This is a genomic window from Mesorhizobium sp. ORM8.1 (assembly GCF_053005525.2).
Genome location: NZ_CM132600.1, coordinates 5,507,746 through 5,523,191, shown reverse-complemented (window position 1 = coordinate 5,523,191; position 15,446 = coordinate 5,507,746). Strand labels below are relative to the sequence as shown.

Genomic DNA, 15,446 nt, shown 5'->3' with positions numbered 1-15,446 from the left:
CGGCTGCCTTGAGGAACCGCGTCACTCTTCGAGGCGGCTACTGTTTCGATAACGGATGAACCGGCGGCCCTTGCCGCCAGAAGGAGAGCAAGATGCGGACCATAAAGGGGCCAGCTGTGTTTCTGGCTCAGTTCGCTGGCGACGAAGCGCCGTTCAACAGCATCGACGGATTGGCCGGCTGGGCGTCGGCCAAGGGCTTCAAGGGCGTGCAGATTCCGACCTGGGACAAGCGCGTCATCGATTTGAAGCAAGCGGCTGAAAGCCAGACCTATTGCGACGACTATGCCGGCAAGCTCGCCGAACACGGCTTGGTCGTCACGGAACTCGCATCCCATCTGCAAGGCCAGCTTGTGGCCCTGCATCCCGCCTACGATCATCCGGCGGATTCCTTCGCCGCACCCGAGGTGCGGGGCAATCCGACTGCACGGCAGGCGTGGGCAGTCGAGCAGCTTCATCTCGCCGCCAAGGCGTCGAGGCGTTTCGGCATCGACCGCCACGTGACCTTCTCAGGCTCGCTGCTGTGGCCGTTCCTCTATCCCTATCCGCAATGGACGGATGGGCTTATCGAGGACGGTTTCGATGAGCAGGCGCGGCGCTGGCGGCCGATCCTTGATGCCTTCGACGAGAGTGGCGTGAACCTATGCTACGAAATCCATCCTGCCGAGGACCTGCATGACGGGCTGACCTTCGAGATGTTCCTTGAGCGCGTCGGCAACCATCCGCGCTGCAACATCATGTACGACCCCAGCCATCTCGTGCTGCAGGCGATCGACTATCTCGCCTACATCGACCACTATCACGAGCGCATCAAAATGTTCCACGTCAAGGATGCCGAGTTCCGGCCGGACGGCAAGACCGGCGCCTATGGCGGATTCCAGCCCTGGATCCGTCGCGCCGGCCGCTTCCGCTCCCCGGGCGACGGACAGATCGACTTCAAGGCGATCTTCTCGAAACTCTCCGGCTACGACTTCGACGGCTGGGCGGTGCTCGAGTGGGAATGCTGCCTCAAGAATTCAGAGGACGGCGCGGCTGAGGGAGCCCGCTTCATCGCGGACCACATCATTCGCGTTTCCGAACGCGCCTTCGACGACTTCGTCAAGGCCAGTGCGGATCGCACGATCAACGACACCATCCTGGGTATCGACCGGAGGGCACGCTCGTGACTGCGGATTTTCAGCGGCCGCTTCGGCTCGGCATGGTCGGCGGCGGCGAAGGCGCCTATATCGGCAACATCCACCGCATCTCGGCCCGGTTCGATGGCGCCTTCCAGCTTGTCGCCGGCGCCTTCGACGCGGATGCTGCGCGCGGCCATCGCTTCGCCGCAACGCAAGGCATCGATCCTGCCCGGTCCTATGACGACTTCAAGGCCATGATCGCCGCGGAGAACGGCCGCGACGACCGTATCGACGTGGTGGCGATCTGCACGCCAAACCACACCCATTTTCCGATCGCCAAGGCTTTTCTCGAGGCCGGCTATGAGGTGATCTGCGAAAAGCCGCTGACCAACACACTCGAAGACGCGATCGCGCTCGAGCAGCTGGTGCGCGAGACCGGACGCTTCATGGGCGTGACCTACACTTATTCGGGCTATCCGATGGTGCATGAAGCGCGCGAGATGGTAGCGGCCGGCAAGCTCGGCGCGATCCGCGTCGTGCAGGTGGAATATCCTCTCGAATGGATGGCGACGGCCATCGAGACCTCAGGCAATGTCCAGGCCGCCTGGCGCACCGACCCGAAGCGATCGGGGCGTGGCGGCTCGATCGGCGACATCGGCACGCACGCCTATCATCTGGCTGGCTTCGTGACCGGGCTGAAGCTGGAGACGCTGACCGCCGACCTCGCTTCCTTCGTGGAGGGACGCGTGCTTGACGACAACGCCCATGTCCTCCTGCGCTACGAGGGCGGCGCGCGAGGGCTGCTTTGGTCCTCCCAGGTGGCTCTCGGTTGCTCGAACGGAATCCGGCTGCGCGTCTTCGGCGAGAAGGGTGGCCTCACCTGGTTCCAGGAGCAGCCGAACGAGCTGACGTTCTCGCCGCTGTTCGGACGTACCGAGACCATCAAGCGGGGCGCAGACGATTTGAGCGAGGCAGCGAAGGTACGAACCCGCACACCGCCCGGCCATCCGGAAGGCTATCTGGAAGCCTTCGCCAATCTCTATCGCGGTTTTGCCGAAGCCATCCACGCCCGTCGCGAGGGGCGCAAGGCAATGGCAATAGGGTTGAACGTGCCGACCGCCTATGACGGGCTGAAGGGCGTGGCATTCGTCGATGCAGTGGTCGATAGCGCTGAAGCAGAAGGGCAGCCCTGGCTGAAACCCTACGCCGTCTGACCAATGCATGTCGCCTAGACATACATCAAAACAAGACTCCAAGCGCGTCGACTGACCCATTTCAGCGCGACGGGCATGGATCGGGCCGATAGCGAACGTTCCGTCGGCTATTCGCCGGAGCAGACAAAGGCCGCCGCGTCATTGATGTCCCCGGCGCCCTTGTAACGGGCGACCTGAGGATAGGCGCACAGCGGACGGGTACGCACGACGCTGCTGTCGCTGACCCTGGATGCAAGAATGCGCTCCGGCGCCTCGCCATGCTCGACCCATCGATCGATCGTGCCGAGCTTGTCGAAAGTGTCGCATCCCGCGCCGCCTAGGCAGTGCCCCATTCCGGGGATGGTGAACAAGCGAACGGAAGCGCCAACCTTAGGACCCGCATTGCGCAGAACCGCCCGGTAATAGCCGATCAGTTCCTCCGGGTTGTGTCCGTCGTTCCAGCCGATGTAGAAGATCAGCTTGCCGCCGCGAGCCAGGAAGGGCGTCAGGTCGGCATCGACATGCATCAGCGGGCCGACCTTGGCGGTGGCGGTCGCTATGTCCTTGTCCCAATCCAGCGTCGTCCAGTCCCAGTCCGGATTCTCGAAGGCCGCATATTTGAACAGGTCCAACGCGACTGGAAACGGCTCGCCGTCCGCGGAGAAGCCGGCCTCGCTGCCTTTCGCCGGCCCGGGAAAGATGAGCTCGCCAGTGCGTGGATTGACCGGGCCGGTGTAAATCCGTTCCAGCATGCGGACTTGCGATGCGGTCAGGCAGTCCGGGCCGTCGGCGCCCTTGCACAACAGTTGCCCTGGCTTGAATGCACATTTGTCGGGCTCGTCGACAAAGCCCTGCCTGAGGCCAACTGACGAAGCGCACTGCTTCATCACAGCATCGTTCACCATGGCGAATTTGGGCTTGGGGATCTGCATGTCGGGCTCGCGGTTGCTGAGCCAGCCAGCCCAGAGCTGCTCGGCATTGAAGTTGACGATCGGATTGGGCGGCGCACCGACAACGATGCCGTCATAGTCGTCTGGATATCGCTTGGCTTCGATCAGCCCTTCGAGTCCGCCGAGCGAGCAGCCGATCCAATAGGATCGAGCGACGCTCTTGCCGTAGAAGGATTTTATGATCGCCTTGGCCGCGACCGTCATCAGGTGATCGGCGCGGTACGCGTAGTCGATCAGCTTCTCGGGATGGCCGAGCGCGAAGCGTCCACCCTGGCCTTCCGGGGTGGCGCTGTCATGCCCCGTGTCGGTGCTTGCGGTGGCGTAGCCCTCCACAAGCCCGCTCAGCGTGCCCGACACCATGAGTGACCCGGCCCAGCCGAAATTGCCGACGCCAAGGAACTTGCCGTTCCAGCCAGCCACCGGCAACCAGACCTCGACCCTTATGGCTGAATCGCTGCTGGGTTTGAGCGTGGCCGCCACGCGGCAGAACGCGGGATTGGGCGCTTCCTTGGCGTGGCCGGCCACGTTCATCCCTGGCTGGCTCATGATCTGCGAAAGCGGATCGTCGGGCATCTGGTATCGTCCCGCAGCCACCAGCTCCGCGACCGTGACCGTCGCGTCTGGCAGCGCCAGCTTGGCCAATTCGTCGCAGGACACGACGGGTGAGGCTGCCTGCGCGACAAACGGAGATACCACAACCAGCAGGCCGACACCGACGACTTGCCACATCCTTGACCATCGCATGACGGACCGAACACCCCGCTGAAGCAATACCGGATTTTCATAGCGGCCCAGGTTTGCAGGCGACTACGCCCTTCCAATTTCCACCGATCGTTTCAGCGTAATTGGGGTTGAACCCAACGCAAATCAGAAGTTCTGCTGACCCATGGCCTTTTCGATCAGTTTGTCGATCGACACAGCCAGCACGAGAAGCAGACCCGTCACGATGAGGCGAACGTAATTCTCGACGCCCATCAGGTTGAGCCCGTTCTGGACTGTTCCGATGACCAGCGCGCCCAACAGGGCCGCGTGAATGGAGCCGCGGCCACCGAACAGGCTGACGCCGCCGATGACGGTGGCGGCAATTGACTCCAGGAGCAGCGTGCCGCCCCCTACCCCACCACCGGAGAAGACGCCAACGCCTAATGCCCGCGAAGCCGCAAGCACACCGGCCAGCGCAGCAATGCCGCCGGCAATGGCGAAGGCCGCCATCTTGATGCGCGCCACCTTGACGCCGGCCCGTCGCGCGGCCTCGTCATTGTTGCCGATAGCATAAAGGTAGAGGCCAAACCGGGTTTCCTTAAGGATATACCCGCCTATCCCGAGCAGGATCGCAAAGATCAGAACCACGACCGGTATGCCCTGATGTGCGTTGAGGATCGTCACGACGATGGCGCCAAAAATCGCGGCCGCGCCGAGCGGCAGCACAAATCGGCTGAACAGGGAGGCTTCCAGACCGGCGCGCTTTCTGCGGGCAATGCCCGACAGGACCAGAGCGGCAAACGCGACGAGCCCAATCACCAGCGCGGCCCATGACGTGATCCCTGAAATCTTGGTCTCGGCGATCTTGTCGATACCGGTTCCCATCAACCCATAGCGGGCGGTCGGCGGCAAAAGGACGAGTTGCAAGCCATTGAGGGCCAGTCCGAGCCCCAGCGTGACCACGAAGGACGGTACGCCGACAAACGTGACCCAGCGCGCCGAAAAGCTGCCGATAGAAGCACCCATTGCGATTGCGACCGTCACCGCCAGCCATGGCGAAACGCCGTAGTCGACGACAAGCTTGGCCATCAGGACCGATGTCACGCCGTTGATCGCCGCGACCGACAAGTCGATTTCCTTGACCAGCAGCACGAACATCAGACCAATCGCCATGATGCCCACGACCGTGCTCTGGACGAGCAGGTTCGACAGGTTCTGCGGTGTCAGGAAGACATTGCTCTGGAGCGCGAAGAACACCCACAATGCCACGAGCCCGATTATGACGGGCAGTGCACGCATGTCGCTGTTGAGCACTTCGCCGAAGGTGCGGCGTTTGACGTCACCGGAAGCGGCGGCCGAGTTTGCCATTTTTGACGTATCCTTCTGATACTTTTCGCCCCAAGGGGCTCAGCCAGCGAGGTTGACTGCCTCGTTGCCACCGACCATCGCGTTGACCACTTGCTCGCCTGTCACCTCGCTCGATTTGAAACTCGCGACGTTCGCGCCCAGGCGCATGACCTCGATGCGGTCCGTGGCATTGACAACGAAATTGTGGATGTCGTGGCTGACCACGACGATGCCGAGCCCATCGTTGGCCAAGGTGCGGACCAGCGCCGATACCTGTTCGGCGGCGGAGTGGCTGAGCGCGGCTGTCGGCTCGTCGAATATGACGACCTTCGGCGTCCACAGGATGGAACGTGCGATGGCTATGTTCTGGCGTTGGCCGCCGGACATTGCCCCGACAGGACGCGTCAATGACAGCTGGCCAAGTCGCATGCGCGTCAGCACCTCGCGGGCACGAACTTCGCATTCGGCGCGACGGATCCGTCGGCCGAACCAAGCCGGACCTGTCAGCTCACGCCCGAGAAACAGGTTCTGCACGGCGTCCAGATTGTTGCAGAGCGCGAGATCCTGATAGACGGTCTGGATCCCAAGGGCGGTGGCGTCGGCTGGGCTGGCGATCTTCGCCGGTTGGCCTTCGATGCTGTACTCCCCTGAGTCAAAGCCGAACACACCGGCCATGATCTTGACGAGCGTGGACTTGCCGGCGCCGTTGTCGCCGACCAGCGCGACCACCTCGCCGGCGTGGACGTCCACCGAAGCCCCCTGAAGGGCATGGACCGACCCAAACGATTTACGGATGTTGCGCATCGATATAAGCGGCGTGGATTGGTTTGCCGCATGAACATCGCCGCCACCGCGGTTTGCTTCCGCTTTGACCATCAGGCTCCTCCCATCAGGTGACCGAAGGACAGCGAGCGCCGCTATCCTCCGGTCGATCTCGCTATTTGTTATTTTTCTTGCAGACTTCGGTGTCTTCGATGCCCTTGCAGATTTCTGGCCAGGTCCAGACGCCGGCGGTGACGACGTCCGAGAGATTGTCCAGGGTGATGTTCTTCACAGGCAGGAAGACAGCCGGCACATCCATGAACTTGTTGTTCACCTTGCCGTTGATCAGATCCTTTGGCACGCCCTTGCCATCCAGGATCGAAGCCACGACGTCCGCCGCATAGGTCGCTTCAACCTTGAGATCCTTGAGCACGGAGTTGTCCTGCCATCCCTGCGCGACATACCGCAACGCCTCGACGGTCGCGTCCTGGCCGCCGGTCACCAGCTTGTCGCCAGGCTTGGCGCCCTGGCTGATCAGCGCGGCAACCGAGCCGCCGGTGGTGCCATCGTTCATGCCGAGGAAGACATCGACATCGCCGCCATTGCGGGTCAGGCAGTCTTCGGCGAAGGATTGCGCCAGCGCCGGATCCCAGTTCTGCGTGTACTGCTCGCAGACGACCTTCACCTTGCCGGAATCGATCAACGGCTGAAGGAATTCGTTCTGGCCCTTTTCATATTGGCCAGTACCGTATTCGCCCTCATTGCCCTTCACGCGCGCAACCTTGACCGGTGACTTCTTCATAGCGCTGATCAGCTCGGCGGCGCGCTTGCCTTGTGCCTCGCCAACTGACAGCGAGTCGAAGACGATATGCGCTTCGGCCTTGCCGCCGACCGCGTCATGATCATAAAGGACCACCGGCACCTTCGCATCGGCTGCCGCCTTGAGACTACCAGCGGCGAGATTTGCATCCGTCGCGGCAAGCACGATCACGCTGGCGCCCTGCGTGATAGCATCTTCGACCAGCCGCTGCTGGCGGGCCGGATCCCCTTCGCCATTCTGCACGATCACCTGGGCGTTCGGCGCCTTCTCCTTCATCGCCGCGACAAAGAACGGCGCGTCCCGGCTGGTGAAGCGGATTGTCGTGGTATTCGGCAGCAGAAAGAACACTTTCTTGGCATCTTGGGCATGTGCCGTCGCCAAAGCGCCGGCCATCGCGGTCGCCGCCAGAAATGCGGTCAGAAGTCGCTTCATAGTTTCCTCCCATGGAACACTCGGTTCGCCCCTCCTTCACAACGGCACGGGACATCTCCCGGGCCGGGTTATGGATTGGCTGCAACGAAAATTGCAAGATATAAATATTCCGCAATGATCGATGTGTCAACGATGCGACAATGAAATTGTTGCGTCCTGCAGAACGCGCAATTTCTATTGCGACCTGCAGACTCGAGTGCACATGTCGTGCGCCATGGTCGCAATCGGAATGTCCAACAACGTCGGAGGTCCGGGTTGCTGTCTGGGACCGTTACTGCCCGGTGACCGTCGGTATGCGCGGACTGACAGCGTTGTTCTGCAGTCGCGCCGCGAGTGCAACCGTCAGCGCCTGGGCGAGGCACATCGGGGCAGCCAGTGAACGGGAAAACGTATATTCATGCTCCGGTACCGCAAAGAGAACATTGGCGCTCTTGGCCAGCGGAGACAGCGTGCTGTCGGAAATGGCAATGATCGGAACTTCGCTGCGCGCGGCCTCTTCCACGACATTGACGACTTCATTGGCGTAGAAGCGAAAGGACACGGCAAACAAGACATCGGTCTTGCGGATCATACGGGCCATATGCGTGGCCAGTCCGCCGCCGGGGTCAAGCAGCACGCAACGTTTGCCCAACATGGTCAGGATATAGCGGAGAAGTTCGACCACAGGCGTCGACCGCAACTGCCCGATAAGATAGATCGCGTCGGCTTTTTCGAGCAGGGTCACGGCCTTGGCCAGGTCCTCGGGCGGTATCTGCGTCAGCATGTCCTGCAGTGAAGCGATGTCGCGGACCACGAGGTCGCGCATGAACCCGACTTCACTGCGATCTGTCCGAGCTCCCAATTCGCCTTCCAGCGCCTTGATCCGGGCCTCGAAGCCGGGTGCGGCGGTCGACAGACGCTTCTGAAAAAGCGACTGGAGCTCCTTGAAGCCTTCATAACCGAGTGCCTGCGCAAAGCGCACGAAGCTCGAGGCATGCACTCCGCTGCTATCCCCGATCGCATTCACTGACCTGACAGCGACGTCGTTGGGGTTCTGCGTGAGATAGAGTGCGATCTTCTGGTAGGATTTGCTCATCTCATCGTAGCGATCGTGGATAAGCCGGATCAGCTCTTCATAGTCACGCGGCGCCTTTGCAGTCGGTTTCATGTCTCAATCTTTCGCAATATTCATTGCACAATGACGCGTCTGCGTCGATTCCGCTAGTGAAATCAGTTGCAACATTGTCTAGGCAAAATGCGACTCAGGCCGAAGAAGCACACTGCCGCCCCTGGTCGAAGGCTCCTCCGGGAGCGAGCCGACAAGTCACAGCTATACGACGCGGCGAACGCGGCCCGCCAATCCCGTGCGCGACGCTTGGCAGGCCGATTCAGCGAAGGCGGCCGTGCCGGTCGAGCATCTGCCGTCGCGCCACCGATCTCGGGATATATCACTCGGCGGGAGGCGCTTGGACCCAAGTCACCATCTCCGCCAAATCACTGCCCAAAAAGGTCAGGCCGCGCCGAGTTGAGCCGCTGCACGGTGCGCAGCACTTCGCGCAGATGCGCCGCCATGCGCGCGCCAGCCTGTTTTGCCTCGCCGGTTTCCACGGCCTCGAAGATCGCCACATGCTGGCCGAGCAGCGTTTCGAGGTGGCCGGGCTCGGGCAGGCTCAGATAGCGCACGCGGTCCATCTGCAGCTTGACCACCTGGATCACCCGCCAGCTCCTGGGCAGGCCCACTTCTTCGCACAGGCTGCGGTGAAACGCCTCGTCGAGTTCGAGGAACAGCTCACGGTCGCCCTCGGCCACCGCCTTTGCCTGCTGGGCGAGGTTCGCCTTGGCTGCGGCAATGAAATCGCTCGAGCCGTGGCCGGCCAGCTTCTGCACGACGGAGACTTCTAGCGCCTCGCGAATGAACTGCGCTTCCTCGACATCGCTCAGCCGGATCGGCGCGACGAAGCTGCCGCGTTGCGGCAGGATGTCGATCAGGCCTTCGTCGGCAAGCCGGATCAGCGCTTCGCGCACCGGCGTGCGGCTGACACCGAGCTGCTGGGCCAGATCCTGTTCGCTGAGGGCTTCCGATGGCAACATCGCCAGCGTCGTGATGGCGCGGCGCAGCCGCTCGTAAATCTGCGGGGAGATCGGCATGCGGTTGTTGACCGGCTCCAGCACCCGCGATGCTTCGCGCTGACCGGCGCTCCTCGCCTTGCCAGCATTGCCTGGAAACCTGGTCGCCCCTGAAAGCTTAATCCCCATGACGAAATCCGTTGCTGCGATGTCACTGCACGGCTCCGGTCATGACACTGCGCAGGCCGCAACTCAAGCGCCAAGCGACAATCGAGTCGCAATTGACATACTACCATGGTAGTGTGTAGAACGCCACTCGGCTAGGGAGAGGAGCCGGCATGAAGATCACGGACATCAAGGCCACCACTGTCACCGTTCCGCTGGAAGCAGCATTGCGGCACAGCAACGGCACGCATTGGGGGCGCTTCGTCCGCACCGTGGTCGAGGTCGAGACCGACGAAGGCACTGTCGGGCTCGGCGAAATGGGTGGCGGCGGCGCGGGCGCCGAACTCGCCTTCGCCGGGCTGAAGCCCTACCTCGTCGGCCACGACCCGTTCGATCTCAACCGCATGCGCTACGCCATCTGCAATCCGACGGCGTCGCTCTACAACAACCGCACGCAGCTGCACGCAGCACTCGAATTCGCCTGCCTCGACATCATCGGGAAGAAGCTCGGCGTGCCGGTCTACCAGTTGCTCGGCGGGCGCGTGCGCGACAGGGTCGGCTTCGCCTCCTATCTGTTCTTCCGCTATGCAGACCGGCGCAGCGGCAAGGGCGAGGTGCGCACCATCGAGCAATTGCTCGATCATGCCCGCGCGCTCAAGGCCGAACACGGCTTTTCCGCCCACAAGCTCAAGGCCGGCGTGTTTCATCCCGACTATGAGCTGGAGTGCTTTAGGGCGCTCGCCGCGGAATTCCCTGGCGACACGCTGCGTTACGACCCGAACGCGGCACTCTCGGTGGAAGAGGCGCTGCGTTTCGGCCGGGCCATCTCGGACCTCAGGAACGACTATTTCGAGGATCCGACCTGGGGCCTGGCCGGCATGCGCCGCCTCCGCGAGAAGTTGTCCATCCCGCTGGCCACCAACACCATCGTCATCGACTTCGAACAGCTCGCCACCAATGTGCGCGATCCGGCCGTCGACGTGATCCTGCTCGACACCACCTTCTGGGGCGGCATCCGCGCCTGCGTGCGTGCCGCGCAGATCTGCGACACGTTCGGCCTCGGCATTGCCGTGCATTCCTCGGGCGAACTCGGCATTCAGCTCGCCACCATGCTGCATCTCGGTGCTGTCCTGCCCAATCTCGTCTTCACCGCCGATGCGCACTACCATCATCTGGCCGACGACATCATCGTCGGCGGCAAGATGCGCTACGAGAACGGCGCGATCGCCGTGCCGGAGGCACCCGGCCTCGGCGTCACGCTCGATCGCGACAAGCTTGAAACATATGCCGAGCTTTACCGCTCGCTGGGCGGCTATGCCTACGACCGGGACGCGGGTCGTCCGGGCTGGTATCCACTGCTGCCCAACACCGATTTCGCCGACCATCTGAACGATGCCGTCCCCGATCTCGGGCTCGGCTGAAGTTTTCGTTCGAAATGGTCAGCGGGAGGACGCTATGACTTTCAACAGGAGGAGAATGAAATGAGCAGAACCAGAACAACTGGCAGAGCCTTCCTTACCGCGGCGCTGCTTTCGTGCACGACCCTTGCCACGACAGGCGCGCGCGCCGAGGACGGCGTCGCCAAGGGCGATACTTCGGCCAAGAAGATCGCCTTCAGCAATTCCTATGCGGGCAATTCCTTTCGCCAAGTGATGATCAAGAGTTTTGAGGAGATGGGCGCCAAGGCCGTCGCCGACAAACAGATCGCGGGCACCGCCGTCGTCAGCTCGAACAATTCGGTGACGGAGCAGGCGACGCAGATCGAGAACCTGATCCTGCAGGGCTATGACGCCATCATCGTGCTTGCCGGCTCCGACACCGCGCTCAACGGCGCCATCAAGGATGCCTGCAATGCGGGCATCACCGTCGTCGCCTTCGCCAGCGGCGTCACCGAACCTTGCGCCTATGTCGTCGACTACAATCTCGATTCCTACGCCAAGGCCGAGCTGGACTTCATCTCCAGCAAGCTCGGCGACAAGCCGGCCAACATTCTCGAAATCCGCGGCATGGCCGGCGACGGCTTCGACAAGCGCCTGCATGAGGGCGTCGAGAAGGCGATGAAGGATCATCCCAGCTACAAGGCTGTCGGCGAGGTCTATGGCCAGTGGACGGCAACGGTGGCGCAAAAGGAAGTTTCGGGGATCCTGCCGTCGCTGCCGCAGGTCGATGCGGTGCTGACCCAGGGCGGCGACGGCTATGGAGCGGCGCAGGCATTCAAGGCCGCCAACCGGGCACTGCCGATCATCATCATGGGCAACCGCCAGGACGAGCTGGCGCTGTGGAAGCAGGAGCATGACGCCAGCGGCTACCAGACCTTCTCGCTGGGTGCTACGCCCAGCGTCTCGCAGGTAGCGTTCTGGGTGGCGCAGCAGATCCTGGCCGGCAAGCAGGTGCCGAAATTCGTCGAGGTGCCGCTCTTGCAGATCAATCAACCTGACCTCGAAGCCTGGCTGAAGACGGTTCCCGAGGGTGGCGTCGTTAATGCCGAATATCCGCAGGAACTGGTGGCCAAGATCATCGACGCCAACGTAAAAAAGGAGCATCTGCCGGGCGTTCCCGCGCCGAAATGAGCAGCATGGTTGAATGATGAACGATGCCACGCCGCCCAAAGGACATGCACGAAGCGATGCCGACAGCCCCTTCATCGAGGTGCGCGATGTCCGCAAGAGCTATGATGCCGTGCATGCCCTGGGCGGCGTGGATTTTCATCTGAGACCCGGCGAGGTCGTCGGCCTGGTCGGCCACAACGGCGCTGGCAAGTCGACGCTGATGAATGTGCTTGCCGGCACGGTCGAGCGCAGCAGTGGCGACTTCCGCCTCGGCGGGCGCGAGATCGGCGCCTGGAGTGCGGCTGGCGCCCAGCAGGCCGGACTGCGCTGCATCTTTCAGGAACTGTCGCTGTGCGCCAACCTGACCTCGGCGGAAAACACCCGCATCGTGCATAAGCCTTTGCGCGGCTTGGGTTGGCGGCGTCGTGCGCGGCAAGTGATCGGCCCGGTGCTGGATGAGATTTTCCCCGGCCACGACATCGATCTGGACAGGAAGGTCGCCGACCTGCCGATCGGCGAGCGACAGATGGTCGAGATCGCGCGGGCCTTCACGCAAACCGACATCGGGCTGCGCGCCGTCATTCTCGACGAGCCGACCTCGGCGCTCGGCCATGAGGCGACCGAGCAGCTGCTCGCCCATATCCGCCGGGCGGCATCGCGCGGCATCGCCTGCATCCTCATCACCCACCGCCTGAACGAGATCCTTGCCGTCTGCGACCGCACCGTCGTCATGGTCGACGGCAAGGTCGTCGCTGACCGGCCGACCGCCGGCCTGTCGCGCACCGCGCTGGTCGAGCTGATGGGCAGCATCGAACGGCCACGCGAGCACACCGCCGGCAAGACGGCGCGGGCAGGGGCTACCGTGATCCGGCATGCCGGCCGCGATGCCGGCGACCTCGTCATCGAGGTGGGGAAGGGCGAGATCATCGGCTTCGCCGGGCTCGACGGCCATGGCCAGCGCGAGCGGCTGAGAGCCATGTTCTTTGCCGCGCGACGCCAGCGCGCGGCCCTGCCGGGCGCCTATGTCGCCGGCGACCGCGGCTCGGAGGGTGTGTTCTCGCTGTGGTCGATCGCCGACAATCTGACCATTCGCAGCCTGAATGCGCTGACGCGCGGCGGCATGATCTCCAGCGATGCCGCCCGCAAGCTCGCCGAGACCTGGTCGAGCCGGCTCAAGGTCAAGGCGCCGTCGATCGACACGCCGATCCTGGCGCTCTCCGGCGGCAACCAGCAGAAGGTGCTGTTTGCCCGCGCGCTGGCCTCCAATGCGCAGGTGATCTTTCTCGACGATCCGATGCGCGGCGTCGATGTCGGCACCAAGCAGGAGGTCTACCGGCTGATCCGAAGCGAGGCGGAGAACGGACGTTCGTTCGTCTGGTACACGACCGAGCTCGAAGAGCTGACCAATTGCGAGCGCATCTATGTCTTCCGCGAGGGCGTGCGGCCACCAGGCTGGAAGGCGACGCCATCGAGACCGGGCGGATCCTGCAAGCCTCTTTCGGAGGCGAGCATGTCTGACACCGCTGTTCGTGCTCCCATCCGCTCCTCTTCGCGCACGCGTTCGGCCTTTTTCAATGCCATGCAGGTTGGCCTGCCGGCGGTGGCGCTGCTGGTGATGCTGGCCATCATCTTCAGCATCCGACCGGCGGCGATGAGCTATTTCGGCTTCCATCTTCTGTTCAAGCTCTCGGTGCCGCTGGTCTTCGCGGCGCTGGCGCAGATGATGGTGATCATGCTGGGCGACATCGATCTGTCCAACGGCGCCTTTGTCGGGCTCGTCACATGCATCACCGCGCTCTACCTGCAGGATGTGCCGGCAGTCGCGGTGCTCTGCTACCTGGCCGCCATATCGGCCTATGCCGGCTTTGGCCTGCTCATCCATCTCAGGCAGCTGCCGTCGATCATCGTCACGCTCGGCATGTCCTTCATCTGGCTCGGCATCGCCGTGATCCTGCTGCCGGCGCCGGGCGGAACCGCGCCCGCCTGGCTCGCCACCTTCATGAGCTGGCAGCCGCCACTGATGCCGCTGTCGATCTGGCTGGCGCTGCTGGCGGCCCTGGGCGGGCATCTCGTCATCTCGCGTTCCTCCTATGGCGCGGTGCTGCGCGGCGCCGGCGGCAATCCGCGCGCCATCGAGCGCGCCGGATGGTCTGTCATCGGCATTCGCGTCGCGGTCTACGCCGCCGCAGGCCTGCTCGCCTGTCTGGCCGGGCTGACGCTGACCGGCCTCACCACCTCGGGCGACGCCAATGTCGCGCCGGCCTATACGCTGCTCGGCGTCGGCGCGGTGATCCTCGGCGGTGGCGCCTTCACCGGCGGCGTCGTGTCGCCGGTCGGCACGGTGATCGGCGCGCTGACGCTGTCGCTGGCCGGATCGCTCCTGTCCTTCCTGCAGGTGCCGCCGACCTGGCAGATCGGCGCCCAGGGCGTCATCCTGTTTCTCGTGCTGGCCGGGCGCGTGCTGCTTTCGAGCGCGCCCGATGACCCGCCGCCTGAGCTTGGCCCCGTGGACGTACGGCTTCGTGGTTGCGCTCGCCATGTGGGTGGCGACGACAGCCTATTCGGGGTTCGGAAGCGCTGGCGCCACACTGTCGGGGGCGCTCGCCTTCGGCGCCTTCAGCGTCGTCGTCGGCACCGGGCAGATGTTCGTCGTCGCCTCGGGGCCGGGCAATATCGACCTGTCGGTCCCATCCGTGCTGACGCTGGCGGCCTATGTGTCGATGACCGTCATGCAAGGGTCCGACGGCATGCTGCTTCCCGGCCTGCTTGCCGCTCTCGCGGTCGGCGCTGTCGCGGGTGCGGCAAACTTTGCGGCAATCGTCGCGCTGCGGCTGCCGCCGATCATCGCGACGCTTGCCTGGAGCTTCGTCTTCCAGTCGTTTGCCTTCAATCTCGGTGGCCAGGCGACCTTGAAGCCGCCGGCGGGCCTTTCCCGTTTCACCGCGCTGAGCGTTGGCGGGGTGCAGGTCATGCCTGTCGCGGTGATGGTGCTGACGCTTGTCGCCATGGTCGTTCTCAGGCGCACGGTCTGGGGCCGACAATTGCTGGCCACCGGTCAGAGCGAACCGGCGGCGCGGCTTGCCGGTATCGACGTCGCCCGCGTGCGGCTCCTGGCCTATGTGTTGTGTGGCACGACGGCCGCCCTGGCCGGCTTCCTGCTGGCCGGTTTCAGCGGCGGCGCCGCGCTCAACATGGGCGACGCGTATCTGATGGAATCGATCGCCGTCGTGGTGCTTGGCGGCACCAGCGTCGCCGGTGGACAGGCCAATGCAATCGGCATATGGGGGCTGCTCTGTTCTTCAACCTGATGTCGACCATGCTGAACACTTTTGGCATCCAGGCAGGCGTACGCTTCCTTCTGACCG

11 protein-coding genes and 1 pseudogene are annotated in these 15,446 nt (G+C 63.4%); 6 read left to right on the top strand and 6 right to left on the bottom strand.

The features are described from left to right. Positions 1 to 92: 92 nt before the first annotated feature. A complete protein-coding gene (locus tag ACVDG8_RS27625) occupies positions 93 to 1,163 on the top strand; it encodes a sugar phosphate isomerase/epimerase family protein (RefSeq protein ID WP_447251264.1) in 1,071 nt (356 codons plus the stop codon). Between the two features lie 32 nt (positions 1,164 to 1,195). Next, a complete protein-coding gene (locus tag ACVDG8_RS27620; protein WP_447257111.1) occupies positions 1,196 to 2,329 on the top strand; it encodes a Gfo/Idh/MocA family protein in 1,134 nt (377 codons plus the stop codon). A 107-nt stretch (positions 2,330 to 2,436) separates the two neighbouring features. Here the strand turns inward: ACVDG8_RS27620 and ACVDG8_RS27615 are convergent, their stop codons facing one another. The 6 genes from ACVDG8_RS27615 to ACVDG8_RS27590 form a co-directional block, all read right to left on the bottom strand. After that, the gene (locus tag ACVDG8_RS27615; RefSeq protein ID WP_447251263.1) at positions 2,437 to 3,987 is read right to left on the bottom strand and encodes a tannase/feruloyl esterase family alpha/beta hydrolase; all 1,551 of its coding nucleotides are present in this window, start codon (positions 3,985 to 3,987) and stop codon (positions 2,437 to 2,439) included. 138 nt (positions 3,988 to 4,125) lie between these two features. Next, positions 4,126 to 5,328 carry a sugar ABC transporter permease gene (locus ACVDG8_RS27610; RefSeq protein ID WP_447251262.1) on the bottom strand — a complete coding sequence of 401 codons (1,203 nt, stop codon included), beginning with the start codon at positions 5,326 to 5,328 and terminating at the stop codon, positions 4,126 to 4,128. Positions 5,329 to 5,367: 39 nt separating this feature from the next. Further along, positions 5,368 to 6,183 (bottom strand): ATP-binding cassette domain-containing protein, encoded by an 816-nt coding sequence (locus ACVDG8_RS27605; protein ID WP_447251261.1) that lies wholly within the window; start codon positions 6,181 to 6,183, stop codon positions 5,368 to 5,370. Between the two features lie 61 nt (positions 6,184 to 6,244). Beyond that, complete coding sequence (locus ACVDG8_RS27600) at positions 6,245 to 7,321, bottom strand: ABC transporter substrate-binding protein (RefSeq protein ID WP_447251260.1); 1,077 nt, start codon at positions 7,319 to 7,321, stop codon at positions 6,245 to 6,247. Positions 7,322 to 7,592: 271 nt separating this feature from the next. Then, on the bottom strand, positions 7,593 to 8,468 hold the full coding sequence (locus tag ACVDG8_RS27595) for a MurR/RpiR family transcriptional regulator (protein WP_447251259.1): 876 nt from the start codon (positions 8,466 to 8,468) through the stop codon (positions 7,593 to 7,595). A 326-nt stretch (positions 8,469 to 8,794) separates the two neighbouring features. Beyond that, a complete protein-coding gene (locus tag ACVDG8_RS27590; RefSeq protein WP_447251258.1) occupies positions 8,795 to 9,556 on the bottom strand; it encodes a GntR family transcriptional regulator in 762 nt (253 codons plus the stop codon). Positions 9,557 to 9,705: 149 nt separating this feature from the next. On the opposite strand from ACVDG8_RS27590, the gene ACVDG8_RS27585 reads away from it, so the two are divergent. The 4 genes and pseudogenes from ACVDG8_RS27585 (at position 9,706) to ACVDG8_RS27570 (ending at position 15,389) form a co-directional block, all read left to right on the top strand. After that, positions 9,706 to 10,953 (top strand): enolase C-terminal domain-like protein, encoded by a 1,248-nt coding sequence (locus ACVDG8_RS27585; protein WP_447251257.1) that lies wholly within the window; start codon positions 9,706 to 9,708, stop codon positions 10,951 to 10,953. A gap of 60 nt (positions 10,954 to 11,013) precedes the next feature. Further along, positions 11,014 to 12,102, top strand: coding sequence for a substrate-binding domain-containing protein (locus ACVDG8_RS27580; RefSeq protein ID WP_447251256.1), 1,089 nt, complete (start codon positions 11,014 to 11,016; stop codon positions 12,100 to 12,102). A 13-nt stretch (positions 12,103 to 12,115) separates the two neighbouring features. Next, a pseudogene (locus ACVDG8_RS27575) lies at positions 12,116 to 14,470 on the top strand (ATP-binding cassette domain-containing protein); the annotation flags it as partial. A 91-nt stretch (positions 14,471 to 14,561) separates the two neighbouring features. After that, positions 14,562 to 15,389: an ABC transporter permease gene (locus ACVDG8_RS27570; protein WP_455707863.1), complete on the top strand. Its 828-nt coding sequence runs from the start codon at positions 14,562 to 14,564 to the stop codon at positions 15,387 to 15,389. Positions 15,390 to 15,446 lie beyond the last annotated feature (57 nt).

What these genes read in the sequence shown, in the direction of transcription:
- ACVDG8_RS27570 (WP_455707863.1), top strand. Translation starts at nt 14,562, where the DNA reads ATGACCCGCCGCCTGAGCTTGGCCCCGTGGACGTACGGCTTCGTGGTT.
- ACVDG8_RS27580 (WP_447251256.1), top strand. Translation starts at nt 11,014, where the DNA reads ATGAGCAGAACCAGAACAACTGGCAGAGCCTTCCTTACCGCGGCGCTG.
- ACVDG8_RS27605 (WP_447251261.1), bottom strand. Translation starts at nt 6,183, where the DNA reads ATGGTCAAAGCGGAAGCAAACCGCGGTGGCGGCGATGTTCATGCGGCA.
- ACVDG8_RS27625 (WP_447251264.1), top strand. Translation starts at nt 93, where the DNA reads ATGCGGACCATAAAGGGGCCAGCTGTGTTTCTGGCTCAGTTCGCTGGC.
- ACVDG8_RS27585 (WP_447251257.1), top strand. Translation starts at nt 9,706, where the DNA reads ATGAAGATCACGGACATCAAGGCCACCACTGTCACCGTTCCGCTGGAA.
- ACVDG8_RS27615 (WP_447251263.1), bottom strand. Translation starts at nt 3,987, where the DNA reads ATGTGGCAAGTCGTCGGTGTCGGCCTGCTGGTTGTGGTATCTCCGTTT.
- ACVDG8_RS27590 (WP_447251258.1), bottom strand. Translation starts at nt 9,556, where the DNA reads ATGGGGATTAAGCTTTCAGGGGCGACCAGGTTTCCAGGCAATGCTGGC.
- ACVDG8_RS27610 (WP_447251262.1), bottom strand. Translation starts at nt 5,328, where the DNA reads ATGGCAAACTCGGCCGCCGCTTCCGGTGACGTCAAACGCCGCACCTTC.
- ACVDG8_RS27600 (WP_447251260.1), bottom strand. Translation starts at nt 7,321, where the DNA reads ATGAAGCGACTTCTGACCGCATTTCTGGCGGCGACCGCGATGGCCGGC.
- ACVDG8_RS27620 (WP_447257111.1), top strand. Translation starts at nt 1,196, where the DNA reads ATGGTCGGCGGCGGCGAAGGCGCCTATATCGGCAACATCCACCGCATC.
- ACVDG8_RS27595 (WP_447251259.1), bottom strand. Translation starts at nt 8,468, where the DNA reads ATGAAACCGACTGCAAAGGCGCCGCGTGACTATGAAGAGCTGATCCGG.